Genomic DNA, 26,376 nt, shown 5'->3' with positions numbered 1-26,376 from the left:
ATTGACGCCCCGGCAAGCCCGGGAGGTGGGGCTATTTCGGCGACCCGCGTAGCGTCTTGAGGCATGGACATCGCGGACCGGCTTCGCCTCGATGTGCCGATCGGCCAGGCCGGCATGGGTGGCGGGCTGGCGGGCGCGGCACTGGCGGGCGCCGTCGCCGCGGCGGGCGCACTGGGCACGCTGGGCATCGACACGCCACGCCGGCTACGGGCTTCGATAGATGAAGTGCGAGAACGGGCCCCGGGCCGCGCCGTCGCCGTGAACCTGCTGGTGCCCTTCGTCCATCGCCGGCACGTCGCGGTCTGTGTCGACGCCCGGGTGGACGCGGTCGTGGTGGCGTTCGGCGAAAAGCGGGGGCTCGTCGAGCACCTGCGCGAGGCGAGGATCTTCGTGTTCGTGATGGTGGGCACCGAAGCGGCGGCCCGGGCCGCGATCGCCTGTGGCGCCGATGGTTTGATCGCGCAGGGGCGCGAGGCTGGGGGCCATCTCGTCGGGACCATGCCGGCTCTGGAGTTCGTGCCGCCCGCCCTGCGCGCGGCGGGGACGCGCCCGGTGTTCGTGGCCGGTGGCATCGCCACCGCCGCCGACACGCGCGCCGCGCTGGCCGCCGGCGCCAGCGGCGTCATAGCCGGCACCCGCTTCCTGCTGACGCACGAGGCCAACGCGAACCGCGCGTACCAACGACGAATCTTGCAGGCTGACAGGACGATCGAAACCAACCTGTTCGGCCTGAGCTGGCCGTTGCGCCACCGCGTCGTGCCCAACGCTGCCACCCGCCGCTGGTGCGGCGAGGACGGGCAGGCCAGGCCGCTGCCCGCCGCCCTGAACGCGATCAGCCGCCCGCTGTCGGCGCTGGGCTACTTCGACGCCGGGCCGTTGATGCGGCTGCAGTCACCGGCGCTGCCGTTTTTCACGCCGCTGGCACCGGTGGCCGGCGTGCCCGATTCCTGGCTGGACAGCGCCGCCCTGTACGCCGGCGAAACCGCCTTGCGGATAGACGAACTCACCTCCGCCGGGCAGGCCGTGGCCGACCTGAACCCCCGCTGACGCCCTACCGCACCACGGCGAACGCGAAGCCGTCCCAGTGCTTGGCGCCCACCGTCTGGAGCACGGCCGTGTCCAGCCGCGGATCCTCACCCATCGCCTGCAGGGTTTGGCGCACCGCCTGCGCTTGAGCGTTGGACTCCGGGTCGAGGATCTGGCCCTGCCGAATCACGTTGTCTGCCAGGATGATCGCGCCAGGACGGGCCAGCCGCACCGCCCAATCGAGGTAGGCGGGGTAGTTCTCTTTGTCGGCGTCGATGAAGATCAGGTCGAAGGGGCCGGTCACCGTCGGCAGCGTGTCCAGTGCGGCTCCGACGATCACCTCCACCCGGTCGGCGAGACCGGCCCGGTCCAGGTTGGTGCGCGCCACCTCGGCGTGCTTGGGCTCGTATTCGAGCGTCACCACCCGCCCTTGCGGGCCGGCGCCGCGCGCCAGCCAGATGGTGCTGAAACCGCCCAGCGTCCCGAGCTCGAGGATGTTGCGGGCACCGACGGCACCGGCGAGCAGGCTCAAGAACTTTCCCTGCTGCACCGACACCGCGATCGGCGGCAAGCCGGCGGCGCTGCTGGCCTCCAGGGCCGCGGTCAAGGACGGATCGTCGTCCACCACCGTGCTGTCCAAGAATGCGTCGACGTCTTTGGGGGTTGGTTTCTCGGTCATGGCGCCCACGCTAGCCGCGGCCGCCGACGACGGCATCGAGCGGCGGGGCGGTATCGCCCCGGTCGCGACTCCTTGCGTATACCCATGGGGGGTATATAGTGAGGGTGCGGTCGACCCGCACCGCAAAAGTCACCACAACGAGAAAAGGGTGAGTTAAATGGCAACATACGAGGCCGGGACCGAGTTGACGTGCGGTCACGAAGGCTGCGGCTGTCGCGTCCGCATCGAGGTCCCCTGCCACTGCTCGGGTTCGGGTGAGCCGTACCGCTGCACGTGCGGCGACGCGTTGACCCCCGTCAAGTAATCCGTCGGGCCGGTCGTGCGTTCGGGCGTCAGCCCGCGACACTCATCGCCCGAACGTACGGCCGGTCAGCTCGACCGTGGCGTGCAGGCACATCGCGATCGCCGACGCGCCCACCGCCACCGCGTAGGAGCCCGGGTCGATCCGCCAGCGCCCGACGCCGCCGTCATAGCGGGCGAGCAGGCGCGGATCCGCCTCGAGGGTCACCCGCCGCGTTGCACCCGGCTCGAGCTCGACGCGCTCAAACCCCAGCAGCCGTAGACACGGCTTTCCGGCCGCGGCCGTCAGGTAGAGCTGCGGTACATCCGCCCCGGCACGGTCGCCGACGTTGACGACGCTGAAACTGGCGCTGACGGTCTGTTCGCCACCGATCACCAGGTCACGGTAGTCAAACCTGGTGTAGGACAAGCCATGACCGAAAGCGAACATCGGGTCGTGGCCACACCGGGCAAACCAGCGGTAGCCGACGTCGGCCCCTTCGAAGTAGTCGATCGTGGTCGGCGTCCCCCACGGTTCCCCCGCGCCGGGCAACTGCGGGCGCGGCGTCTGGGCCAGATCGGCCGGGAAGGTGATCGGCAGCCGGCCCGAGGGATTCACCTTGCCGCTCAGGATCTCCGCGATGGCACGAGCGCCGGCCTGGCCCGGAAACCATGCTTGCACAATGGCATTCACCGAGCCCCGCCACGGCATGTCAGCCGGATTGCCGGTCTGCAGAACCACCACGGTGTTGGGGTTGGCGGCCGACACCGCCGTGATCAGCTCGTCCTGGCCCCACGGCAGCGAGAGGTCGGCGATGTCGAACCCTTCGCCCTCGGCGCGCACGGCGAATACGATGGCGATGTCGGCCGCCGCCGCCGCGCGCACCGCCTCGGCGCGGCTGATGCCGGGATCGAACTCGATCTGCGCGTGCGGCAGCCGCTTTCGCAATTCTTCCAGCGGGCTCGACGGCAACAGGTACAGGTTGCGCAGCGCGGCCTCCTGGCCCGGGCCGCCGATGGGCACCACGCCCGCGTAACCGCCCGCCGGGACGACGGTGCTCGAACCGTAGCCGGCCGGCACACCCAGGTGCGCAAACCCGCCGATGACGGCGATGCGCGCGTTCGACTCGGCCGCCACCGGCAACAGCCCGCGGTTGGTCAGCAGCACCGTTCCCTGGCGCGCTATGCGCAGCGCAATCTCGTTGTGCGCGGCCAGATCGGGCGCCGGGGCCGTATCGGTGCGCTCGGCTCCGACGGCGAACATGGATCGCAGGATCCGGCGGACCATGTCCGACAGGCGTTGCCTGGGCAGCCTGCCGTCGGCGTAGGCGTCGCGCAGCGGCGCACCGAAGGACTCGGCCTGCCACAGCAGCGCGTCGATCTGGGCCCCGCACTCCTGGTCCAGACCGGCCAGGGCGCACTCCCAGCTGGGCGTGGCGCCCCAATCGGACATGACCCAACCCCGGTACGCCCAGGCGCCCTTGAGCACGTCGTTGATCAAGGCGGAGTTGGCCGCGGCGTAGTCGCCGTTGACCTTGTTGTAGGCGGTCATCACGGCGCCGGGCTGTGCGCGCTCGATCGTCAATTCGAAAGCCAGCAGGTCGGATTCGCGGTGTGCGTCGGGGGCGATGACGGCGTTCAGGAAGTGCCGATTGGTTTCGTTGCAGTTCAGCGAGTAATGCTTGACCGTCGAGATGACGCCGTGTTGCTGGATGCCGCGGATCGACTCGGCGGCGATGGTGGCGGTCAACAGCGGGTCCTCGGAAAGGTATTCGAAGTTGCGGCCGTTGCGCGGGTCGCGGGCCAGGTTCATCGCGCCGGCCAGTTGCACGTTGAACCCGCGGCTGCGGGCTTCGCTGCCGATCACGTCGCCGGCGGCCCGGGCCAGCGGCGGGTCGAAGGCCGCGGCCAGCGCCAGTCCGGCGGGCAGCGCGGTGGCCGTGTCACCCGGGCGATAGCCGGGATTGGTGACGCCCAGCCCGGCATCGCTCATCAGCAGCGCGGGCACCCCGAGGCGGGGAACGCCGGGCACGTATCCCGCGCACATCGGCGCGTTAGCGGGGATGCGCTCGTCACGCACCGGCCACATGTCGCCGGCCCCCATCACCGAGACCAGCAGCGCGAACCGCTCGTCGTCGGTCATCCGGGCTTCGACCTCGCGCGCCCGCGCGTCGGGATCGGGCCGGCTCACCGCACGCCCTCTTTGGCGTAGACGACGCGCAGCACGTGCCCCAGTTCCGGTCCCATCACCAGCTCCGTCAACTCACAGATCGTCGCCACGAACTCGGGGCCGTGCGGCGGCTCGGCCTGGCACAAATGATGCGCCACTTCGTGCAGCATCACCAGCTCGCGCAGCGCCCAGTCGGCGGTGTCACGATCGGGCACCGCGATAACGCCTGTGCCGTCACGGTTTTCGTAGTGCGCGGCGGTGGCGGCCCGTCGCGCACGGACCCGCAGCGGCGACACACCCGGCCACCGTTGCCGCACCGCCGCCAGCCCCAGCACGTCGTCCACATAGCGCTGCGCGGACTCCACCGAGCCGAAACGCCCCTCCGGCGGCAGCGTCAATTGCGTGCCGAAGAACTCCACCACCGGGGTGCCATGCTGGGCGGCACGGTCGAACAGCGTCCGGACGAACTCCTCAGCCGCATAAACCTTGGAGCGTTGAGAATCCCGCGGTGGGGGCTTCCCCGCGCTCACCCGCTCAGCGCGCTCCGCGCCCCGGGCAGTTCGGGGCTGTTGCCGAGCCGCGCTCGCTTGCCGGCCCGGTCGCCCGCGCGTCGCGCCGCCGACGAATACCCTGCCGACGCCCGGCTGGCCTGCCAGGTGCCCCGCGCCTTCGACGCGCCGCGGTAGTAGTCCACCAGCTCGACTTCCTTGTCCCGCAAGGCAATGGCGGTGCCCGGCGACCGGCGGCGATCCTTGGTGGCTTCCTGGCGGGCCTGGTCGCGGGCCTCGGTCAGCCGCTGGCCGACCCGTGCCCCGAAGGCCAGCTGAAAGTTGAGTCGGGCGGTGATCGTCGGCGTGGGACGATGCGCACCCGAGGCCAGGTAGGCGTCCGACGCACGGACCATCTGCACCACCAGGCTGGCGTACAGGGCGTGGCTGGCGTCGATGTCCTCGACGAACCCGTAGGCGTACACGAACGTCGAATTCGAGGCCACGTCACAGCGCACGTCGTTGGCCGCGGCGATCAGCACGAACAGCTGCACGTAGGTGCGTAGCCCCTTGGTGCCCGCCGCCCCGATGGTGATCGTGCGCTGCGTCGGCGCCTGCGCCGCCGACCGCTGGGCCGAATGCGAGCGTGCCACCGCCAGGTCGATGGACGCGGCCGTCGCGAGCCGCTGCGCGGCGGACATGAACGCATCGGCTTCGTGGCTGTTGTCGGTGCCTTCGGCCTGACGCAGCAGCGCGGCAATGCGCGACAGCATTTTGTCGTCACTCACGGCGACGCTCCTCCCCATCGCTTGGCTCTGTCGCCAAAGTACGGGAGCCGGCTGACACGCCCCGCCTCACAGCCGAGCGGTGATCCAGGAGACCACATCGTCGAGCACCTGCTCGCGCTCGGGCTCGTTGAAAACCTCGTGGTAGAGCCCCGGATAGATTTTCAGCTCCACGTCAGCAGATCCCACGCACTCCACCAGGCGACGGCTGCCGGCGACGGCGACCAACCGGTCCTGTTCCCCGTGCACCACCAGCAGCGGCGCCGTCAGGGCCGGCGCCCGCTGCGGCATCGTCTCGCCGACCAGCAGCAGCGCGCGACCGATGCCGGCCGGCACCTTGCCGTGGTACACCAGCGGGTCCTCTTTGTAGGCGGCCACCACCGCGGGGTCCCGGGAGATGGCGTCGACGTCGAGTTCTTGGGCCGGCAGTCCGGGCACGACGGCGCCGAGCACTTTGGCGGCCAGCCCGAGCAGCGGCGACACCTGATCCTGGGCCGCCACCGCGGGACCCGACAGCACCATCAGGTCGTAGTTGTCCGGGCGTTCGACGCCATAGGCGAACACGATTCCGCCGCCCATGCTGTGCCCCAGCACGATGCACTTGAGCCCGTGGTGTTCCCGGGTGGCGATACCGACCAGGGTGTCGAAGTCGGCGGTGTACTCGTGGATGTCACGCACCAGCACCCGCTTACCGCCCGAGCGGCCGTGCCCACGATGGTCCAGCGCGTAGGTGACCAGGCCCGCCTCGCCGAAGCGCTTCGCGACGTGGTCGTAGCGGCGGGCGTACTCCCCGAGACCGTGTGAGAGCACCAGGACCGCGCGCGGTGCGGTCTCGGGCGTCCAGACGTCGTAGACGATCCGCACGCCGCCGTACCCGTCGAAACTGCGTTCGCTGCGGTTCACTCGGGGGTCCTAGTCATTACGGGCAGCGTAATGGCTGCTGATGTGGGCCGCGCGCCCCGACACTGCGTAGGCTCATGCGGATGAGCCTTCTCGCGCAGAACTCTGAAGGTGACCCGGTGGCCAACGCAGATTTCTCGGCGCACGCCGAACCGTACCGGCGCGAACTGCTGACCCACTGCTACCGCATGACCGGGTCGCTGCACGACGCGGAGGACCTGGTGCAAGAGACCCTGCTGCGGGCCTGGAAGGCGTACGACCGTTTCGAAGGCAAGTCCTCGATCCGGACCTGGCTGCATCGCATCGCCACCAACACCTGTCTGAGCGCGCTGGAGGGACGCCAGCGCAGGCCGTTGCCGGTCGGGTTGGGCGCGCCCAGCTCGGACCCGACCGCCGAGCTGGTGGAGCGCCGCGAGGTGCCGTGGCTGGAGCCGCTGCCGTCGCTGACCGAGCATCCGGCCGACCCGTCGGTCGTGGTCGGGTCGCGCGAGTCGGTACGGCTGGCGTTTGTCGCTGCGCTGCAACACCTTCCACCCCGGCAGCGGGCGGTGCTGCTGCTGCGTGACGTGCTGGGCTGGCGCTCGGCCGAGGTGGCCGAGGCGGTCGGCACCACCACAACCGCCGTCAACAGCCTGCTGCAGCGGGCCCGGTCCCAGCTGGAGGCCGTCGGGCCCAGCGCCGAAGACCCACTGGTGCAACCGGATTCGCCCGAAGCCCAGGACCTGCTGGCGCGCTACATCGCGGCGTTCGAGACCTATGACATCGATCGGCTGGTCGAGCTGTTCACCGCGGAGGCCGTCTGGGAGATGCCGCCGTACACCGGCTGGTACCAGGGGCCGCGGGCCATCGTCACCCTCATTCACCAGCAATGCCCGGCGGAGGGCAGCGGGGACATGCGCATGCTGCCGCTGGTCGCCAACGGCCAGCTTGCCGCGGCCATGTACATGCGCGCCGGCGACGTCCACGTCCCGTTCCAGCTGCACGTGCTGGATGTGCAGGGCGGGAAGGTATCCCACGTGGTGGCGTTCCTCGACGACGCCTTGTTCGTGAAATTCGGGCTGCCCGCTTCGCTGTCCGCGGGCCAGAGCTGACAGGACCGCCGCGATGACGAACGCCACCCAGGTGACGCCCATCCCCGGAAAGCCGGCGCTGCTGCTGAGCGCTTTCGACCTCGCCGACGTGGGCTACACCGTCGAGGAGTTCTTCGTCTGCGCCACGGCGTCCTGCTACGCCCCGGCAGGTGAACCGGCCCCCGACGGCCGATGGGACGTAACCCCCTCGGGCTCCGCCGATTACACGACCCGCATCGTGGCGCTGACGCCGACCGATTCGGCCCGGTTCAACGGGACGGTCCTCGTCGAGTGGCTCAACGTCAGCGGTGGCATCGACGCCGCCGCGGTATGGATGATGGCGCACCGCGAAATCATCCGCGGCGGTTACGCCTACGTCGCGGTGTCGGCCCAGCGGGTGGGAGTCGAGGGCGGCGACAACATGCTGGGTGCTGACATGTCGCTGAAAAGCCAGGACCCGCAACGATACGCGGACCTGCAGCACCCCGGCGACGCGTTCGCCTACGACATCTTCGCCCAGGTCGGCGGCCTGCTCAGAAGCGGTGAACACGGCGCCGTCCTGCGCGGCCTGCCCGCCCGGCGCGTGATCGCGGTGGGCGAATCGCAATCCGCGATGTTCCTCACCACCTACATCAACGCCGTCGACCCGCTGACCCCCGGCTACGACGGCTTCCTGGTGCACTCCCGGTTCGGCCCGGCCGCACCCCTGGACGGCGGCTCGATCTTCGCCGAATCCGTTGCACGGCAGGCGGTCCCGTTCCGTCCGGACCTGCGCGTTCCGTTGCTCGCGGTCGTCACCGAGACCGACGTCTTCGGCGGCCCACGCGACGGCTACTACTTCGCCAGGCAGCCGGACAACGAACGGCTGCGGGTCTGGGAGATCGCCGGGGCCGCCCACGCCGACAACTACACGATTCAGGTGGCGTTCATCGACAGCGGCTCGGCACCGCTGGAGGCGATCGTGGCCGGCTACGCGCCGACCGACGTGTTGATGGGCCAGCGACTCGCGCACTACATCAACTTCGGCCCCCAGCATCACTACGTGGTGCAGGCGGCGCTCGCGGCGCTGAACGCCTGGGTCGGCACCGGCGAGCCGGCCCCCCACGCCGATCCGCTCGAGGTTCGGGAAAGCGCCGGGCCGCAACCGGTTCTGGACGGCAACGGCCTGGCCCGCGGTGGCATCAGGACCCCGTGGGTGGACGTGCCGACCGCCAGGACGTCGGGTCTGGGCGGCCAGGAGAGCATCATGTCGGCGATCTTCGGCTCCGGGGAACCCTTCGACGCCAACACGATTCGGCGGCTCTACCCGGGTGGGCGCGGGCAGTATCTGGATAGCTTCACCGCGGCCCTCGACGCGGCGATCGGCTCCGGGTTCATCCTGGCGGCCGATCGCGCCGAGATTCTGCAGCTCGCCGCCGCGACGTATCCCGGCGAGCCGGGCTAGGTAAGATCGCCCGGCTCCTCACTCGCGCCGTCCCGGCGCTCACCGTCGCCGGGCTAGAACAACCGGCTGTCCGGCGAGGGCCCCGGCACCGGACGCAGCAGTCCGGCGCCGGTGATCAGGGGCAGATCCAGCGCGGACAGCAGCCCGGGCGGGGCCGCGCACACCGCGGGGATGGCGTTGACCATCCGCGACGCGCCGGCGATGCGGGCACCCAGGTCATGGTCGGCGTCCTCGGCCATCTCGAACTCGCACCGCATGCTCGGGGAGCCCTCGATCTCCACCCGGTACAGGCCGCGTCCGGACGCCTGCCCGTAGCCGAGGTCCTTCGGCGGGATCGAGATGTGCGGCTGCGGCCAGTCCGGGGCGATGTCGTCACGCATGCGGGTCACGTGGTCGAGCACGAACGTCGGCTTCCCGTCGACGTACCCGGTGAGCGTCGAGCGCATCGCGGCGATGGTCCCGGCCGCGATGTGACCGGTGGGCGTGTCGAAGGATTCGGGGGACGGCACGCGCTCGTTGCTCTCCTCGATGTCGTCGATCTTGACGCCCAGCCCGGCCGCCAGCTGGTGCAGCACCGGCCCCCAGCCGAAGGTGAACATTCCCGGCTGCGCCGCGAACGCCTGATATTCCGGCGGCTGGCCGAAACCCAGGATCTCGTAGACGGCGGCCCTGTCCGGATAGGTGGCATAGTTGAACATCTCGGTGACACGCACCGACTCGATCACCCGGGAGACTCCCGTAAGGACCAGCGGCAGAACGTCATTGGCGAAGCCGGAGTCGATACCTGTGGTGAAGAACGAAACGCCGCCGTCGAGGGCGGCTTGCCGCAGCGGAGCGGTGAAGGCGGCGTCAAGCCCGTCCGGAAAGACCAGCGGCACCACCGAACACGACACCACGTTCTTGCCCGCCCGCAGGATCGACACCATGTCCGCGACGGCCTCCAGCGGCCGCAGGTTGGCGCCGGCCGCGTACACCACCGCGTCGGCGTCCCCCGCCAGCAGGGCGGCCGGATCCTGGGTCGCCCGCACCCCGACCGGCGCGATGCCACACAGCTCTCCCGCATCGCGGCCGGCCTTCGCGTCGCTGTGCACGACGAGGTCGACCAGTTGCAGCTCCGGATGGTCGATCACCCCGCGCAGGGCGATCACGCCCATCGAACCGGGCCCCCAAACTCCCACCTTGAACACGACTATCTCCTAATATTAGGACTTATATCCTGGCATTTTGGACGGATCGTAAGGAGGTGGCGGTGGATACGTCAATGGCCGCGACCCGCGGCGACTCGGGCGCCAAGTCGCCGCCCACCGCGCGGGTGATGGATATCCTTGCCGCGCTGGCTAATTCACCGCACGGCCGGACCTCGGCCGAGCTGGCGAAGAACTGCGCGATCAGCACTTCCACCTGCGCGCTGGTGCTGGCCGAGCTGCAACGGAGGGCCTGGGTGTCCCGGCGGGGCGATCGTCGCTACGTGCTGGGCAGCGGGCTGTTTGGACTGGTCCACGGCTTACGGCAACAATTCCCGCTGCTCGACCGCGGGCGTGACGCGCTGCGCTTCCTGAACGATACGCTCGGCGCGGGCTGTTCGATGTCGAAAATCGGTGCCCGGCATCTCACCACGGTCGACGCGGTCGGCCACGGCACCGACGGTGAGCACGCCGTGGGGCAGCGCTTCCCCATCGACCCGCCGTTCGGTCTGGTGGCCATGGCCTGGCGCGACGACGACTCCGTCCGAGCGTGGTTGCACCGCGTGACACCCCGGCTCACCCGCACCGAGATCGCCGAGCACCAGCGGGTGCTCGCCGATATCCGCGCCCGCGGCTACGGCGCATGGCGGTTCGACGACACCCACCGGTCGCTGCACACTCGGCTCGCCGACGTGCTGGCCTCGCTGGAGCCCACCGCCCAGGTCACCCGCCAGCTCACCACCCTGATGACGATGGTGACCCTGCAGTCGGTTACCCACTCGCTCGAAACAGACCTCGCCACAACGGAATTCGTCGTCCTGCCGATATTCGCCCACGACGGCCAGCCCGAGTACCAGATCGAGATCCACCTGGGTCACTCGACCGGGTTGACCATGCCGGAGCTCGACGCCGCGCTTCGGCAGGCCCAAGGTCTGCTCACCGACGCGGTGACCTGACGCCGCCCACGATTAGGCTGGGGTCATGTCGGCCACCACCGAGATCAGGAGCGCGGCGAGCCGGGCCGTCACCACCACCGGATGGCTGACCTCCCGGCACTCCTTCTCCTTCGGCGACCACTACGACCCGGACAACACCCACTTCGGGCTGCTGCTGGTGAACAACGACGACATCGTCTCGCCCGGAACGGGATTCGACACCCACCCACACCGGGACATGGAGATCGTGACCTGGGTGCTGCGCGGCGAGCTGTCGCATCACGACTCGGCCGGCAATCGCGGCGTGATCTATCCCGGTTTGGCGCAACGGATGTCGGCCGGCAGCGGGATCCTGCACTCCGAACGCAACGACTCCCCCAGCGAGCCGGTGCATTTCGTGCAGATGTGGGTGGCGCCGGACGAGGCCGGTGTCGATCCGAGCTACCAGCAGCACGAGATCGACGACAAGCTGATGGCGGGCAATCTCGTGACGATCGCCTCCGGGAGGCCCGCGCACGATGCCGCGATCACCCTGCACAACCGCAACGCCGCGCTGCACGGAACCCGGTTGCCGGCCGGGGCATCGGTGGACCTTCCGCCGGCCCCCTACCTGCACCTCTTCGTGGCCCGGGGCCAGGCCGTCATAGAGGGCATCGGGGCGGTCGACGAGGGTGATGCGGTGCGCGTCACCGACGCCGACGGCCGGCGCGTCACCGCGCGCGAGCCGGCGGAACTGCTGATCTGGGAGATGCACGCGAAGCTGGGCGACTGAGGCCGTAGAGGGTCGGCGGGCCAGCCCATAAAGTGGGCACGACAGAACAGGAGTCGGCATGCCTCACTCGCACCCGCAGCACGCGGCGCCCAACCCCAACCGGAACGTCAAGGCGGTCCGCACCGTGCGATTCTGGGCGGCCCCCCTGGTCATCACCCTGGCGCTGATGGCGGCGTTGTGCGCGCTGTATCTCGGTGGCATCTTGAACCCGACGACCAACCTGCGTCATTTCCCCATCGCGGTGGTCAACGAGGACGCCGGTCCCGGCGGCGCGCAGATCGTCGATCGGCTGGTCAATGGGTTGGATAAGAACAAGTTCGACGTCCGCGTGCTCTCCCGCGACGAGGCCCGCCGCCAGATGGACACCGGCCGTGTCTACGGCCAGGTGCTGATACCGCCGAGCTTCTCGTCGTTGCTGCGCGACTTCGCGGATAGTGCGGTCTCGCCGGCCCGCGCGGACCGCCCGTCGATCACGGTTTCCACCAATCCGAGGGCCGGCACGCTCGGCGCGAGCATCGCCGGTCAGACCCTCAGCACGGCGATGGGGATGGCCAACGGCATTGCCGGGCAACGGGTTATGGCGGAGGTGGTCGCGCAGACCGGCGGCGCACCGCTGGCCGGCGCGGCGCAGGTGGGCCTGAGTGCCCCCATCGACATCCAGTCGAACGTGTACAACCCGCTGCCGAACGGCACCGGCAACGGCCTGTCGGCCTTCTATTACGCGCTGTTGCTGTTGCTGGCGGGTTTCACCGGCAGCATCGTGGTGAGCACGCTGGTGGACGCGCTGCTCGGTTACGTGCCCGCCGAATTCGGGCCGGTGTACCGGTTCGCCGAGCAGGTCAAGATCTCCAGATTCCAGACGTTGCTGCTGAAGTGGGCCATGATGGTGCTGCTCGGGCTGCTCACCTCGGCGGTGTACCTGTCGATCGCCGACGGGCTCGGCATGCCCATCGATCACGGCTGGCGGCTTTGGGCGTTCGGCGTCTTCGCGATCGCCGCGGTGGGCATCACGTCCAGTTCGTTGCTCTCGGTGCTGGGCACGGCCGGAATGCTGGTCAGCATGCTCATCTTCGTGATCCTCGGGCTGCCGTCGGCCGGCGCGACGGTGCCGTTGGAGGCGACGCCGTCCTTCTTCCGCTGGCTGGCCGAATTCGAACCGATGCACCAGGTCTTCCTCGGGGCCCGGTCGCTGCTCTACTTCGGCGGCCGTGGCGATGCGGGGCTGACGCAGGCGTTGACGATGACGACCATCGGCGTCGTCGTCGGCCTGCTACTCGGCGGCATCGTCACTTACCTGTACGACCGCAAGGGCTTTCACCGGATCCCGGGCGCGGTCGAACTGGCCATCGCCCAGGAGCACCAGTCGAAGCACCAGACCCGCCGCGGCAAGCGCGCCGAACCGGCGGCCGCCGTGCCCATCGCTACAGAGCCATCCGGCGCCGAGCCCACCACCGCTACCCAGCCGACCGCTGGCGATCACGAAAGTCCAAGCGAGCAAGCGTAATTCGGGCGTGGCCCTATCGTCACCCCACCGTGACCTTTGTTGACAGTGTGACTTATGGGGCTGATGATGTTTATGTTGCATTAGTTCCGGGCGGAAAGGGCTACCGTGCTGACCCGACGCGCCAGCTTCCGCCGGCTGGCAGCGTCGTGCGCCGCCCTCGTCGCCTGTTTCACCCTGGCCGTCACCTCCGGGCAGCCCCTCGCCCGCGCCGCCGACGGGCGCGATCTGCTCGCCAATGCCATCGGCAGCACCCGCGGTTCCTACCTGGTCTACAACTTCGGCCCCGGCCATCCCGCGCCGATGCTCAACGCCGGCGGCAGCTGGTATGAGATGGACAACGGCGGGCACCTGATGATCATCAAGAACGCGGCGGGGCGCCTGTCCCCGCACCTGCTGGTCGACACGCATCGCGGCGATCAGGCCCGCTGCGAGAACAACCCCGGGGCGCGCACCGGCGAGGGTCTCTGGCAGGCCTCCGAGCTCTACGCACCGCTGCAGGCGTGGCAGCGCATGGGCCAGCCGACCATCGCCATCAACGCCAACTTCTTCGACGTCCGCGGGCAGAAGGGCGGCTCGTGGCGTCAGACCGGCTGCAGCTCACCGCTGGGCGCCTTCGTCGACAACACGCAGGGCCAGGGTCGCGCCAACCAGGCGGTCACCGGCACCGTCGCCTACCCCGGCAAGCAGGGTCTGTCCGGTGGCGGTGAAAGCTGGAGCGCGCTGTCGACGATGATCCTGCCGTCCGGTGGTGCGCCATATGTGGTGTGGCCCAGGACAAAGAGCGACTACGACGCCGCCACCCCGGTGGTCGCCGACCTGCTCAACAAGAACGAGAAGTTCGTCGCGGTCTCGGGCATCGGGCTGTTGGCGCCCGGCAACACCGGGCAGCTGCACGACGGCGGACCCAGCGCGGCCCGAACGGCGTTGGCCTACGCCCGGCAAAAGGACGAGATGTACATCTTCGAGGGCGGCAACTACACCCCGGACAACATGCAGGACCTGTTCCGCGGGCTGGGCAGTGACAACGCGGTGCTGCTCGACGGCGGCGGCTCGTCGGCGATCGTGCTGCGCCGCGACACCGGGGGCATGTGGGCCGGCGCCGGATCACCGCGGGGATCATGCGACACCCGGCAAGTGCTCTGTGATTCACACGAGCGGGCGCTGCCCAGCTGGCTGGCGTTCAACTAGTAACGGGCGCTTCGGGTTTTCGCCGCCGGCGGCCCGAAGCGGAAGATCAGCAGGCTGGTGGCGATCACCGCCGCGGTGACAACGAACACCGGGGCGATCACGTATCTCGACATCGTCGCCCCGAAGAAGGCGCCGGCGCACATGGTGGCCACGACGCCGATGCGCAACCGCTGCCGTTCGCCGGTGCCTCCGGCCAACCGACTGTCCAGTCCGAGGCTGACGATCGTCGACGTGAGCACCGTGGTGGAGAGCTCTTGGATGCCGAACTGGCGCGCGCTGGAGTGTTGTAGACCGAACGTCACCGCGAGCATGCCGATCATGACCAGCTTGGAGGTCGCCTGGTAGCGCAGCACTCCCGTGCCCGCCAGAACCGCGAGCGCCAGCAGCAGGACGATTTCGATCGTCAGCACCGTGGTGATCCATGTCCGCGTCCGCAGGCCGAAATACCGCGCCAATCGGCCGCTGGCGATCGTGGTGCAGACGAAGGTCGGCAGGGCGACCGCGACGGCGGTCAGGTCGATGATCGTCCTTGGGGCCAGCCAGAATCCGAGGAAGATCACGTTGCCGGTCATGTTGGCGACGAACACGTGGCCGAGCACCAGGATGCTGATCGAGTCGGCCAACCCGGTGGCGAAGGTCAAGAGCAGCAACGCCGCTACCGTCCATCGCTCGGAGACCGGTGACGTGACAGCCATGCGCCCGGACTCGCCGCTAAACCTTGGGCGTCAGATCCAGCGACGTGATCGTCGTCATCCTGGTCACCAGCCAACGGTTGTCGGAACGTTTCAGGAACAGCCGGTAGGACAGGTACTTCAGCGACGGGACGTTCTTGGTCAACGGGCTGGTGGACGTCGTGTTGGTGTAGACGATGACCACGGCGTTGGAGTCGTCGAGGGTTTCGACCGCGGCGCCGGTCACGTCGGTGTGGTTGGTGATCTTGGCCTGCTTGTTGGGTGCCACGATCGCGTCGACGAATTTGCGGTACTGCGCCTCGAAATCGCCACTGAGATACCGGGATGCGCGATCGGCCAGGGTGTCCATGTTTTCCGGGGTGTACGTCCACAGCGTGGTGATCGCATTGGCGGCGGTCCGCGCGACGTTGAGTTTCGTTGCGGCGGTGGCCCGGTCGGCCAGGTACGGCTGCAGCATCGCGCCGGCGAACGCGGCGGAACCGACGAACAGCAGGGCGGCGATGGCGGAAACGGCGGCCCAGACCTTTGCGGTCCGCCGGTTCTTGCGCGCGGCGGTACCCTGCGGCGCGTCGGCCACCCGCTCCGCGTCCTCGTCGTCGGTGGCCCCGTCATCAGCGCTGTGCGGTGCGGCCGCGTCCCGGTCGGTGGCCTCGGATTCCGTTGTGGCCTCGGCCTCTTCGTCGTGGCGCTCCGGGCGGGCCTGGTGCGTCGCGTCCGTCGCGTCGTTCGCGTCGTCCCCGGAGGCGGCCGGAGTCCGCTCGGCGGTCACATCACCTGCTGCAGGTTGCTGATCTTCCACTTGTTCCCTTCCTGCGTCGCGGTCGCCGCCCATCGATTGGCGTTCTCCAACACCTGCTTCTCGTCCGGCGACTTGGTGCTGATCGCCGTCGCCACCATGACGTTGGCGCTGCCGTCGTCGTTCCATCGCTCCAGGCCGGCATCCAGGACCGTGCCGGTGGCCGGTTCGGCCCGGGCGACCTGCAGCAGGATCTCGTTGGCGTTCTTCTCATACTGCTTGGCGAAGTCCCCGGTCGCCTCCGCCAGGATCCGGTTCACGTAATCGTTGGCGTGAAAGGGATCGATGGAGATGAACTGCGTCATGAACCCGGTCACGTAGGTCAGCACCTCGCGGTCCTTGGACGCGGCCCGCGCCCGGATTTCGTGCGAGACGAGCATCAGTGTGCAGGCCGTGATCGCCACCACCATGAGCGCCGCGGCGACCGTGCCGGCCAACGGCAACAGCCATGGCCGCCCGGCCTCGACCGGGCGCGCGATGAGCAGTGGCCGCTCGCCGGGCGCAAATCTGCGGCGGGGACTCACTTGCCGCTCCCGGGCTGCTTCGGCTTGGTCAGCACCGTGAGATCGTCGACGCGCCAAGCGTTTCCGGGGCCCTTGGCAAATACCACCCGCACCGTCGCGCTGATGTAGCGCTGCTCGGGCCCGACGCCCCGTCGACCTTGCATGAAGATCAACATCGTTGCGCTGGACGGGGCGGCCGATTCAATCGAACTGTTGGTGACCCAGTACTCGTTGATCACCGGGTGCCCCTTTTGCACCAGGTCCTGCTGGGCCGACAGCTGGGGCCGATACTTGTCGGTCGCCAGCGACAGCGCCCGGGCGAAGTCGTCGTGCAGCGACTTAGGGTCGTAGGTCAGCATCTGGGCGACGATTTTGGGCCCCTGCGTCGCCAGCTGGGCGCGGGTCTGGTCGGTCGCCCGGTCCTGCCAGTACCCCCCGAAAAAACTCATCGCGACCCCGGCCAGGCAGAGCGCCGCCGCGCTTAGCACCGCGACCGCGCTCCAGCGGCGGACGTGTGGCGGCGACGCGTCCGGTGGGAGGCGCCGCACTTCGGTGCGCGCCAGCATGTCGGCGAACGTGCGACGGCGCGAATCCCACAGGGGCCAAAGCCATCCCACCACCGACGCGGTGTCGAGCAGGTGGGCGACGTCGCGCAGCAGCAGGGTCCAGGGGCCCGGTGCGTCTCCGGTGCGGCGCGTCACCGCGACGCCCGCCAGAGCGCGGCCCAGGCTCCACCCGGTGATCACCGGCAGCAGCAACCGGTTGGCCAGCACCAGCAGGGTGACGACGCCCAGGGCGGAAATGCTCAGCCACCACCACACGCCCTGGGCCGGCACGGTACGCAGGACCAACGCCATCGTGACGATGACGGCCAGGCCCGCCACCGCATCGACTGAGAAGGCGATGACACGAGAATGCCACGGCGCCAAGGCTTCCCGCGGTGACTCCTGAATTGCCCGGGGCGCAGTCTGTTCGACCACCACCGTCACTTCGTCACCTGGTCGAGCTTGGAAATCTTGTACTGCCCTTCGGCGAACGCCATTTTCACGCGCAGCCGGTAGCCGGCCTCGTTCTGGTTCTGGTCGCTGGCCACCTTGACGCGCAGCGCGACGAGAATGTCGATCGACCCGTCTCGGTTGTTGCGCTCGACCGCCGCCCGGACGTCCGACACCTGAACATGGATGTTCGCGGCCTGATACGCCTGCACCAGCATGCTCGTGTACAGCAGCGCCTGCGAGCGGAAGGCGTCGGTCCCACAGTCGACGATCTTCTGCTCGCTCGCCGTCATCGCATTGGTGTCGGGCGCCTGGGTCGCGGAGACGCATTCCACCGCCGCCTTCAGCGCCAGCGCGTCGTTGCGCGCCATCTGTTGGCTTTGCTGGTGGTAATGCAGCGCGAGGTAGCCACCGGCCCCGACGCCGGCGGCGCACAACACCAGCACAGCGGCGATCGCGGCCAGCCACCCGCGGGTCACCCGGGACGGACGGCGCTGGGCGGCGGCGACGGCGGATTCGGCGGCTGCCGGGTCGTCCGCCGCCGTGCCCTCGGACTCGGACTGGTCGGCCTCGGCGTCGGCACCGGCGGCATCGTCGGTGGATTCGGTCAGATCCGCGGAGGCATCCTGCGGACCGGTCTGCTCGGCTCCGTTCTCAGGTGCCGCCGAATCCTCGCTCTTGTCCTGGGTGGTCAACGAATCGTCCGTGTCGATGGGGTTCAGCCGGCTGGCGCCAGCATCTCCTTCCATCCATCGTCTCCTGTTCTGGTCGAGTTCTCGACGGAGTATTTAACTCCGTCTGGCCCTACCAGTTCACCGCTTTGGGGACTGTAGATCGCCGAGGGAGGCCCGCTGGGTTTGTAGACACAGGGGTTGGGCTGCTGGCCATTGCACTGCACGGTACCCGACCCCGGTCGGGACAACGGATCGCTGGTGGGCGGGGGTGTGCCCGCCACCCGGTCCGAGGGCGCCGGGTTGAGTCCGTTGTCCACCGACGGCGCCGGGATCACCATGCCCGGCTTCACCGGCTGATCACAGCGCGCCGCGGGTGCGGGGCAGGTCAGAATCTGGTTCGGGTCGCCGTACCAGGGGTTGGTACCGGCCGGCACATACGGCTTGGGGTCGCGGCATTCCCGCGGGGTTGCGGCCCGTTTGCCCGGAATGTCCGTGCACGGGATGTTGCGCGAGCCGCGCACGCTGTTCGCCGGTGTCTCCATCGGGATCTTGCAATACGTGCCGGTGGGCAGCGGTTGGATGCTGGTGTCGGCCGGGGACCGCCACTCCGACGCCGGAATGAAGCCGGTCAGGCAGGGCGGCGGCTGGTTGATCGACAACGCCAGGTCCAGGGCGGCCATGTTCGGGAACGGCGCCGCCACCGTCTGGGCGATCGACGCACCCTGCGGCAGGAACACCAGGACCTGCTCGACGCCGGTGTGGTAGCGCTTGAGCAGGTCGAAGACGACCTCGAGGTTGGCCAGCGTCTGGGGCAGCGAATCCTTGACGTCGTTGAACACCGAGTTGACCTGGTCGGCCGTCGGGGCCGCCTGGCGCAGCAGGCTTCTCAGGTGCTGGTCCTCCTGCGCGGACTGCGCGCCCAGCCTGTTCAGGTTGCGCGCCCAGCGCTCGATGTTGTCACTCGATTTCACCTGGCTGTCCAGCACCGGGCCGGAGTTCTGGATGATGTCGTTGACGTCGGTGATCTGGTTCTTGAAGTCGCCGACGATCGCCTGGGTGGCGTCGACCAACCGCTGCAGGTTGGGACCCAACCCGCCGACGGACTGCGCCGTCTCGTCGAGGAGCTTGCCGATCTTGTCCTTGGGCAGCACCGACAGGCCGCGGTTCGCCGTGTCCAGGGCCGGCCCGATCTCGGCGGGCACGGTGCCCTTCGTGATCGTCTGTCCTTCCGCCAGGTACTTGCCGGGGTTGCCGCTCGAGGTGAGGTCCAGGTACTGCTCACCGACCGCCGACACGGAGTGCACGTTGGCCGTCGCATCGATCGGGATCTTGTAGCGACTGTCGATGCTCATCGTCGCCTTGGCGCCGTGCTCGGTCGGCTCGACGTCGGTGACCTTGCCAATGGTGATGCCGCGGTAGGTGACGTTGGCCGTGGGATATAGCCCGCCCGAGGCCGGCAGGTCGGCCTTGAGCGTGTAGCGGCCGATGCCCACCAGGCTCGGGATCTGCAGGTAGTAGATCCCCAGCACGAGCAGCGAGATGACGGTCAGGATCCCGAAGGCGATCAGCTGGCGTCGGATGAAGGGAGTCAGCAATTCCTGTCCCCCCTTTCCACCAGCGGTCCACCCGGTGCGTCATTCGGGTTCGGCGTGTAACGCACGTCCGGGATCATCGTCTCCGGGTCGCGCCCAAACGACTGCTCGAGTGCCCGCAGGGCTCCCGACAAACCTGTCCCGGTGAGGAACGCGTTGTCGACGGCGCTGTAGGTCAGGTCGAGCGTCAGCGAGATGTTGATGTAGTCGCCGCGGAAGATCTTCGGGACCGTGTCGATGTCGAACGGCTGGGTGAGGATCAGCTTCAGCGCGCCGATCAGGTACGGCGACGCCCGGCCGAGCTCCTTCAGCGGGCACTGCAGCGCCTGCAGATCGGTGTGCAGCGGCCCGCGCGCCTCCGACAGGTATTGGTCGGCGGCCTGGCTGAGCCGTCCCACCGAGTCGACGGCGTTGATCAGCAGGTTCCGGGTGTCGGCGAAATGCTTGATCAGCGGCGGGATGTCGGTGAGCACCCGATCCAAGACGTCGGCGCGGCCACCCACGTAGGTCAGCAGCCGGTTGGTCGAGTCGATGGCGTGCGTGATGTCGTCGCGCTGCTGGTTGAGCTGGTTGGTGAAGGTGTCCAGCTTGCCGAGCAGCGCCCGGATCGCCTCGCCGCGCCCGTTGAAGATGTTGTAGACCTCGTTCTGCAGCACCTCCAGGTTCGGGATGCCGCCGCCGCGCAGGATCAGCGAGAGGCTGGCCAGCGTCTGCTCGGTGGTGGGGTACGAGGTCGAATTCTTCAGCGGAATGGTGTCGCCGCTCTTGAGCAGTTCGTGCGACGGGTTCGGCGGCGCGGCCAGCTCGACGTGCTGGGAACCCAGCAGCGACGTCTGGCCGATCTTGGCCGTGGCGTTCTTGGGCAACTTGACGTTCTTGTCCACACCGAGCGTCAGGGTGGCGATCCAGTTCTTCAGGTTGATGGCCTTGATCGAGCCGACGAAGACGTCGGCGACCATCACCTTGCTGTTGCCGTTGATCGCCAGGGTGTCGGGCACCTGCACGTAGAGGGTCATGGCCCCCGACCCGCTGCCGGGTCCACCCGGGATCGAGACGTTGGAGATGCCCTTCCAACCACACGAGCTCAGCACCGTCGCGGCCACCAGCAGGGTCAGCCCTTGCCACGCCCGATGGCGGATCAGCCGAAGCGCGCCCCTCACTGGCCACCTCCAAAGTCAGCGGGTACCGGCGGCCCGCCCGCGTTCGGCGCGGGCGCGGACACCGGCGCCGGTGTCGGGGCGACCGGGCCCGGGACCACATCCGGTCCGGGCGGCGGCGGTTGGATCGGCACCGGGGCGTTCAGCCCGATGGGCGGCACGATCGGGTTCTCGTCGTAGGCGTTCGGCGGACCCGGCGGGGTCTGCAGGTTCGACTGGACGGGTTCGATGTTCGGACCACCCATCAGCTCACTCAGCGATTCGGGGGTCATCAGGCCCGCGGTGATCGGCCCGACCTGCTGGCCCTGCATGCCGGGAGCGACGATCCAGCCCGGCTGGGTGTTGCGGTGCGACGTCGGGGTGTCCGGCACCCAGATGCCGGGAACGGTGGTGTCTTTGTATCCGTTCGGTGGGTGCAGCCGGTCCTCGGAATACGCGACTTCCTTGGGCAGCGTCTCCGCCGTGCTGAACAGGTTCAAGCCGAACGGCGGGTAGTTGAACTTGATCGCGTCGAGGATCGGCGAGAGGTACTGCGCACACAGTTCGGCCGACTCCTGGTAGCCCAGCCGACTGCCGGCCTGGATCGCGCTGCAGATGAACTGCATCGGGTTCGCGAAGTTGGTGATCGACGGGATGGCGACCACCGAACCGTGCGACGGGTGATAGATCTGGTTGATGTTCGCCGCGGCCGTCGGCAGCACGTGCAGCGCGGTCTCCAGCCCGTTCAGCGGATCCGGTTGCAGCAACGCGTTCGTCGCGGTCTCGAGGTTGTTGATGTCGTGGGTCAGCACGCCGCGGTTCTGGTCCAGCCAGGGGCGCACGGTGGTGAGCAGGCTGTCGAACTGCTGGATCGCGTTGGCCAGGTCGTTGTCGTTGTGCGCCAGCCGGGTGGTGAAATCCGCCAGGTTCTGGTTGAGCGCGACGAACTGCTGGTCGTCCTGGTGCAGCGCATTGACGAACAGCGCCAGGCTGCGCACCACCGCAAAGAAGTCGCCGCGACCCTCGTTCAGCGCGGTCAGTGCCTGCGACAGGTTGGTCAGCGTGGTGTTGATCTGCTTGCCCTTGCCGGCCAGGCCGTCGGCGAAGGACGTGATGACCTCACCGAACGGCCCCGTCGGCTGCTCGGGTGTGGGGCCCAGCTTGGAGATGATGTTGGTGATGCTGTTGCGCAGCTGGTCCCACTCCACCGGCACCTGGGTGCGCTCCTCGGGGATCACCGCGTTGTTGGCCAGCACCGGACCGCCCTTGTAGGCCGGCTCCAGCTGAATGGACCGCGAGGCCACCAGGGTCGGGTTGAGGATCACCGCCGAGGCGTTCGCCGGAACCTTGTACTTGTTCTCGTAGTGGAAGGTGACCTTCATTTTGTTGCCGCTGGGCTCGATCTTGTCGATCGCGCCCACGCGCAAGCCCATGATCTGGACCTTGTCGCCCGGGTACAGCGCGTTCGCCGCCGGGAAGTAGGCCACCACGGTGTTGTTGGTCAGCTTCTCGTACAGCCGCCAGCCGACGTAGCCGACGACGAGAGCCAACACGATCACCAGCGATCCGATGATCACCGATGTCCGCGTCATCTTCGGTAGCCGAATGTTGCGGACGTCAAAGATGGTGCTCAATTCTGGCTACCTCCCCCCGCTGCGCCGCTGCCTCCGGTTCCGCCCGGGTTGATGAACGGTGCCGGCAGCTGGTTACCCGGCCCGGGTGGCGCGGCGGGCCCCGGCGGGAAGCCCGGCGCGAACGTCGACGGTGGCGGCGTCGGCCCGGCCGGCGCCAGGTTCTCGGTGCGCGCGCCCGGCGGTGCTTGCGCCGGCAACGGCACCGGGGTGCCCGGAACGTCTGGCGGCGGGTCGCCCGGCCGGCCCGCGATCGGGATGCCCGGCGTGGGCGGCAGACCGTTGGGGTTGGGCGGCGACGTCATCACGTCGACCGGCGCGGGGAAGCCCGGCCCACCGAACGGGCCCGTCGTCGCGCCCGCACAGGGCAACGGGTTCCACGGCCGCGGCAGCCCCTCGTCCCCGACGGTGACGTTGCCGCCCGGATTGGCCGGCGTGTACGAGCACGGCGATCCCGGCGGGACGGCCGGACCCGGGTGATCGGGCGTGCCCTCGAGCACCGGCGGTGCCGGCGGCGGCGCGCCGTTGGGGAATCGGGTGCCGTTGGGGTCGGGGAACCGGTAGGCCGGCAATCCCGCACTGCGCCAGAAGTTCTCCGGGTCGATGCCGCGCTTCTTGAAGGCGGCGTCCACCCAGGGCTGCGAAATCTGGTACAGCGCCAGGTTGTGCAGCACCACCTTGAAGAACGGGCCGGAGGCGATGGCCTCGTTCAGCGACGGCAGGAACTTGCCGACCTCGGTGAAACCGTTGGCCAGATCGTCTTTGCGCTGCACCAGGATGTCGCTTACGGTGCGCAGCTGCTCCAGCACGTGGTTGAGGTTCGGGTTGTCGTTGATCAGGCCCTTGACCTGTTCGGAGAACGCCGCGACGTTGCTCAGCAGGGCGTTGATGGCCTGGCCGCGTTCGTTGAAGGCGGCCAGCAGGGTCTTGGCGTTGACCAGCGCCCGGTCGATCTGGTCACTACGGTCACCGAGGATGCCCGCCACCTGGTTGGCCTGGGCGAGCAGGTGCTTGACCTCTTCGTCGCGCTTGCCGATGGTGTCGGAGAACTTGGCCACGCCTTCGAGCGCGGGGCTCAGGTGCGGGTAGGTCTGGTCGATGGTTTGCGACAGGACGTGCAGCGACTGCTTGACGGCGTCGATGTCCCAGCCCTGCGCGGCCTTGGTGACGTCGAAGAACGCGTCGTAGATCTGATAGGGCGTGGTGCTCTGGCCGATCGGCAGCGTCGACCCGGGCCGCAGCGTCTGGCTACCGCGCGGCTCGAGTTCGAGCACCTTCTTTCCGAGGATGGTGTCCGTCTTGACGGCCAGCCGGCTCTCGGTGCCGAAGGTCGCGGTGCCGGCGTTGAACTGGATCACGATGTGATCGCCGTCGATCTTGAGACCCTCCACCTTGCCGACGTCCACGCCGGCGATGCGCACCTTATCGCCCTTGCTGAGACCGCCGGTGTCGGCGAACTGCCCGTAGTAATGCGGTTTGGCCATCAACATCGGGACGCTGGTGAAGCTTTGGCCCACGCCGATCACCAGCACCGTGACGACGATGCCCATCAGCCCGATGCGGACCCGGTTCGGGGGTTCGAGAGTTCTCATTGCGGCGTGCACCTACCCGTCGGCTGCTGGAACAGCCGGACCGTGCGGACCGGGCCGCCGGCCTGCAGACCGTTGATCTTCAGGGTGATGTCGCAGGCGTAGAAGTTCACGAAGTCCCCGTATGACCCGATGGCGCGCCCGATCATGTTCAACGCGGTCGGCACCTTCTTCAGGTAGTCCTGCAGTTGATCCTGCTGGTCGATCAGCGGCTGCTGGACGGCGTCCAGGTAGTTGATCGTCTTGTGCAGCAGGCCGCGGTTTTCGGCCAGCAGGTCGGCAACCGTTCCGGCGGCGTTGCTGATGTGCGCGGTCCCCCCGGCCAGTTGGTCGCCGTGGTCCTTGAGACCGGTGATCAACACCTCCAGATTGTTGATGGTCTGGTCGAACTGCTGCCGGTGCCGGACCGTCGTGTCCAGCACCGTGTTGAGGTTCTTGATGACCTCGCCGATGGCCTGGTCACGCTCACCGAGTTGGCTGGTCAGCTGCGCGGTCTGGTCGAGGATGTCGTTGATGGTGCCACCCTGCCCTTGGAACACGGTGACCAGCGCGGTCGCGATGCTGTTGACCTTCTGTGGGTCGAGCGCCCGGAACAACGGCTTGAAGCCACCGATCAGGGCGTCGAGGTCGAGCGCCGGCTGGGTGCGGGCGAGGGGGATGAACCCGCCGGGCGCCAGCACCTTGTCGGCGCCGTCGCCCTGGCCGCGCTTGAGTTCGAGGTAGCGGTTGCCGATCAGGTCCAGGTAGCGGATCTGGGCGGTCGTCGACTGGTACAGCGGGATCGAGCGGTCGACGTTGAATTTCACCCGCGCCCGCTTGCCGCCGTCGACCAGTTCCACCGTGTCGACCTTGCCGACCTCGACCCCGGAGGCGCGGACGAACTGACCCGCGCGCAGGCCGCTGACGTTGGTGAACTCCGCCGTGTATCCGCTGGTGCGGTCGAAGCGCATCTGACCGAACACCACGATGATCATCACGGTGAAGATCAGCAGCACCACCGAGAAGATGCTGAGCTTGACAAGGGTTCCGGTGATTTTCATGGGTTGATCGTGTTATCCCCTACCTGGCGTCCCCAGACGTACTCGATCGCATACGGCGATCCGGTGTCCAGGTGGTTGTACGGCGCAAGGCTGTTGCCGGAGTCCATCACCAGTTCCGGTGCGGGCCACAGGTCATGGGTGAGCGGTTGCCAGCACCCCGGGGCACCGCCGGGGCCGCCGCGCGCGTTCACCCGCGGCAGGTTCTCCGGCCACACGTAGGGGTTCGGTGCACCACCGACCAGGCCGGCGACGCCGCCGAGCCCCATCGTGAGCGCGGCGACCGCGACCAGCGACAGCGGGTTGGCGACCAACCCCAACCCGGACAGCGCCTGGGTGTGGCTGTTGAGCGAGTAGCCGTTGCCGCCCAGGAACGAGGCGGCCTTGGGCTCGATGTCGTGGTAGTTGCGCACGGTGCAGAACAGCTCGGGACTGTAGGTGTCCAGCAGCTGCGCCGTGGGCACCAGGTCTTCGGCGCCGCGCGCCAGGTACGGACCGCCCTTGTTGAACAGCTCGGCACCGGTGTTACCGAAGCCGACCGCCGACAACAACGCCTGATCCAGATCCTTTTGCTGGGCGTTGATGGTGCGCGAGGTGATCACCGCGTTGTTCAAGAAGTCGAACAGGTCCGGCGCCGCGTTCGCGTAGGTGTCGCCCAGCGCCGCCAAACCTTGAATGTCCTTGCGCGCCTGGGGCAACCGCGGATTCACATCATCGAGCAAGATGTTGGCGTTGACCACCGACTGGCCGAACTTCTCGCCCAGCCCCGACAGCGACTGCGCCGCGGCGCTCAGCGTCAGGTTCAGCTTGATCGGATCCACCTTCTCCGCGATCGAGGTGATGGTCTGGAACAGCGTGTTGATCTCGGTGGTCACCGAGCGCGCGTCGATTACCGTGCGCGACGAAATCTTCTGCGGCGACGGATTCGCCGGCGTCGTCAGCGAGACGTACTTGCCACCGAACACCGTCGTCGCCTTGATATCGGCGTTGACATTCGACGGGATCAGCTTCAGGTAGCGCGGATACACCTCAAGGGTGAACTTGGCGGCCGGCTTGCCGTCGCGCACCGTCTCCGAGATCGAGCCCACCCGGCCGATCTCCACCCCGTTGTAGGTGACCTTCGAACCCGGGTCCATCACCAGGCCGGCGCGCGCTGCCAGCATGGTCAGTTGCGTCTTGGGGGTGAAGCTGCCCCGGAACTGCCCATAGATCAGGGCCAGCGCCAGCGCGGCGACGACCAGCAGCGCCACGCCGGCCAGCTTGTAGGGCGGGGTGCGGGGGGCGTTGGTCTGGATCGGGCTGGCCAT

The 26,376-nt window shown here is 68.4% G+C and carries 24 protein-coding genes and 1 pseudogene; 8 read left to right on the top strand and 17 right to left on the bottom strand.

Annotated features, from left to right (window positions below; all coding sequences use genetic code 11):
• The first annotated feature begins 63 nt into the window (after positions 1-63).
• A complete protein-coding gene (locus A5659_RS05710; protein ID WP_067179692.1) occupies positions 64-1,047 on the top strand; it encodes a nitronate monooxygenase in 984 nt (327 codons plus the stop codon).
• 4 nt (positions 1,048-1,051) lie between these two features.
• Here A5659_RS05710 and A5659_RS05705 read toward each other — a convergent pair whose 3' ends face one another.
• Entirely contained in the window at positions 1,052-1,705 is a 654-nt protein-coding gene (locus A5659_RS05705; RefSeq protein ID WP_067179689.1) for an O-methyltransferase, read from the bottom strand.
• Positions 1,706-1,862: 157 nt separating this feature from the next.
• Here A5659_RS05705 and A5659_RS26785 point away from each other — a divergent pair, with 157 nt between their 5' ends.
• Complete coding sequence (locus tag A5659_RS26785) at positions 1,863-2,009, top strand: metallothionein (RefSeq protein ID WP_067124138.1); 147 nt, start codon at positions 1,863-1,865, stop codon at positions 2,007-2,009.
• Positions 2,010-2,051: 42 nt separating this feature from the next.
• Here A5659_RS26785 and A5659_RS05700 read toward each other — a convergent pair whose 3' ends face one another.
• From A5659_RS05700 to A5659_RS05685, 4 genes are all read right to left on the bottom strand, one after another.
• Positions 2,052-4,127 carry a beta-glucosidase gene (locus A5659_RS05700; RefSeq protein ID WP_067179707.1) on the bottom strand — a complete coding sequence of 692 codons (2,076 nt, stop codon included), beginning with the start codon at positions 4,125-4,127 and terminating at the stop codon, positions 2,052-2,054.
• A 44-nt stretch (positions 4,128-4,171) separates the two neighbouring features.
• On the bottom strand, positions 4,172-4,684 hold the full coding sequence (locus A5659_RS05695; protein WP_066862492.1) for a TIGR04338 family metallohydrolase: 513 nt from the start codon (positions 4,682-4,684) through the stop codon (positions 4,172-4,174).
• The gene (locus A5659_RS05690; RefSeq protein ID WP_066862489.1) at positions 4,681-5,430 is read right to left on the bottom strand and encodes a DUF2786 domain-containing protein; all 750 of its coding nucleotides are present in this window, start codon (positions 5,428-5,430) and stop codon (positions 4,681-4,683) included. The genes A5659_RS05695 and A5659_RS05690 overlap by 4 nt, the downstream gene beginning before the upstream one ends.
• A gap of 66 nt (positions 5,431-5,496) precedes the next feature.
• Positions 5,497-6,291 (bottom strand): alpha/beta hydrolase, encoded by a 795-nt coding sequence (locus tag A5659_RS05685; RefSeq protein ID WP_231997748.1) that lies wholly within the window; start codon positions 6,289-6,291, stop codon positions 5,497-5,499.
• Here A5659_RS05685 and A5659_RS05680 point away from each other — a divergent pair.
• Both A5659_RS05680 and A5659_RS05675 read left to right on the top strand, forming a co-directional pair.
• Positions 6,284-7,418, top strand: a pseudogene (locus A5659_RS05680) (sigma-70 family RNA polymerase sigma factor). The gene A5659_RS05685 and the pseudogene A5659_RS05680 overlap by 8 nt on opposite strands.
• Before the next feature lie 13 nt (positions 7,419-7,431).
• Positions 7,432-8,841, top strand: coding sequence for an alpha/beta hydrolase domain-containing protein (locus A5659_RS05675; RefSeq protein WP_066877872.1), 1,410 nt, complete (start codon positions 7,432-7,434; stop codon positions 8,839-8,841).
• 53 nt (positions 8,842-8,894) lie between these two features.
• On the opposite strand, the gene A5659_RS05670 is transcribed toward A5659_RS05675, so the two are convergent.
• Entirely contained in the window at positions 8,895-10,028 is a 1,134-nt protein-coding gene (locus tag A5659_RS05670) for a dihydrodipicolinate reductase (protein WP_082975903.1), read from the bottom strand.
• 128 nt (positions 10,029-10,156) lie between these two features.
• On the opposite strand from A5659_RS05670, the gene A5659_RS05665 reads away from it, so the two are divergent.
• The 4 genes from A5659_RS05665 (at position 10,157) to A5659_RS05650 (ending at position 14,424) form a co-directional block, all read left to right on the top strand.
• Entirely contained in the window at positions 10,157-10,981 is an 825-nt protein-coding gene (locus A5659_RS05665; RefSeq protein WP_369829360.1) for a MarR family transcriptional regulator, read from the top strand.
• A gap of 25 nt (positions 10,982-11,006) precedes the next feature.
• Complete coding sequence (locus A5659_RS05660; RefSeq protein WP_067179681.1) at positions 11,007-11,732, top strand: pirin-like bicupin family protein; 726 nt, start codon at positions 11,007-11,009, stop codon at positions 11,730-11,732.
• Positions 11,733-11,790: 58 nt separating this feature from the next.
• Positions 11,791-13,236, top strand: coding sequence for a YhgE/Pip domain-containing protein (locus A5659_RS05655; protein WP_067179678.1), 1,446 nt, complete (start codon positions 11,791-11,793; stop codon positions 13,234-13,236).
• A gap of 105 nt (positions 13,237-13,341) precedes the next feature.
• Positions 13,342-14,424 (top strand): phosphodiester glycosidase family protein, encoded by a 1,083-nt coding sequence (locus A5659_RS05650; protein ID WP_066862467.1) that lies wholly within the window; start codon positions 13,342-13,344, stop codon positions 14,422-14,424.
• Here the strand turns inward: A5659_RS05650 and A5659_RS05645 are convergent.
• Genes A5659_RS05645 through A5659_RS05595 form a run of 11 tightly spaced genes read right to left on the bottom strand, consistent with a single transcriptional unit; the run spans position 14,421 to position 26,376 of the window.
• Complete coding sequence (locus A5659_RS05645) at positions 14,421-15,119, bottom strand: YoaK family protein (protein WP_067179675.1); 699 nt, start codon at positions 15,117-15,119, stop codon at positions 14,421-14,423. The genes A5659_RS05650 and A5659_RS05645 overlap by 4 nt on opposite strands.
• 16 nt (positions 15,120-15,135) lie before the next feature.
• Positions 15,136-15,915 carry a mammalian cell entry protein gene (locus A5659_RS05640; protein WP_067021343.1) on the bottom strand — a complete coding sequence of 260 codons (780 nt, stop codon included), beginning with the start codon at positions 15,913-15,915 and terminating at the stop codon, positions 15,136-15,138.
• Positions 15,882-16,436, bottom strand: a complete 555-nt coding sequence (locus A5659_RS05635) for a mammalian cell entry protein (protein ID WP_067179704.1) — start codon at positions 16,434-16,436, stop codon at positions 15,882-15,884. The genes A5659_RS05640 and A5659_RS05635 overlap by 34 nt, the downstream gene beginning before the upstream one ends.
• Entirely contained in the window at positions 16,433-17,404 is a 972-nt protein-coding gene (locus tag A5659_RS05630; protein ID WP_067179672.1) for an RDD family protein, read from the bottom strand. Before A5659_RS05630 ends, A5659_RS05635 begins: the two co-directional genes overlap by 4 nt.
• Positions 17,401-18,159: an Mce protein gene (locus A5659_RS05625; RefSeq protein ID WP_066862451.1), complete on the bottom strand. Its 759-nt coding sequence runs from the start codon at positions 18,157-18,159 to the stop codon at positions 17,401-17,403. Before A5659_RS05625 ends, A5659_RS05630 begins: the two co-directional genes overlap by 4 nt.
• Positions 18,129-19,679: a virulence factor Mce family protein gene (locus A5659_RS05620; RefSeq protein ID WP_066862448.1), complete on the bottom strand. Its 1,551-nt coding sequence runs from the start codon at positions 19,677-19,679 to the stop codon at positions 18,129-18,131. Before A5659_RS05620 ends, A5659_RS05625 begins: the two co-directional genes overlap by 31 nt.
• Positions 19,673-20,836 carry a virulence factor Mce family protein gene (locus A5659_RS05615; protein WP_067142800.1) on the bottom strand — a complete coding sequence of 388 codons (1,164 nt, stop codon included), beginning with the start codon at positions 20,834-20,836 and terminating at the stop codon, positions 19,673-19,675. The genes A5659_RS05620 and A5659_RS05615 overlap by 7 nt, the downstream gene beginning before the upstream one ends.
• A complete protein-coding gene (locus A5659_RS05610; protein ID WP_066862441.1) occupies positions 20,833-22,446 on the bottom strand; it encodes a virulence factor Mce family protein in 1,614 nt (537 codons plus the stop codon). The genes A5659_RS05615 and A5659_RS05610 overlap by 4 nt, the downstream gene beginning before the upstream one ends.
• Positions 22,443-24,035, bottom strand: a complete 1,593-nt coding sequence (locus A5659_RS05605; RefSeq protein ID WP_066878313.1) for a virulence factor Mce family protein — start codon at positions 24,033-24,035, stop codon at positions 22,443-22,445. Before A5659_RS05605 ends, A5659_RS05610 begins: the two co-directional genes overlap by 4 nt.
• Positions 24,032-25,072 (bottom strand): virulence factor Mce family protein, encoded by a 1,041-nt coding sequence (locus A5659_RS05600; RefSeq protein WP_067021599.1) that lies wholly within the window; start codon positions 25,070-25,072, stop codon positions 24,032-24,034. The genes A5659_RS05605 and A5659_RS05600 overlap by 4 nt, the downstream gene beginning before the upstream one ends.
• Positions 25,069-26,376 (bottom strand): MCE family protein, encoded by a 1,308-nt coding sequence (locus tag A5659_RS05595; protein WP_066877148.1) that lies wholly within the window; start codon positions 26,374-26,376, stop codon positions 25,069-25,071. The genes A5659_RS05600 and A5659_RS05595 overlap by 4 nt, the downstream gene beginning before the upstream one ends.

This window comes from Mycobacterium sp. 1165196.3, from assembly GCF_001673415.1.
GTDB classification, from domain to species: domain Bacteria; phylum Actinomycetota; class Actinomycetes; order Mycobacteriales; family Mycobacteriaceae; genus Mycobacterium; species Mycobacterium europaeum_A.
The sequence above is the reverse complement of the archived record's forward strand: the minus strand, read 5'-3'. Positions and strand labels throughout refer to the sequence as shown.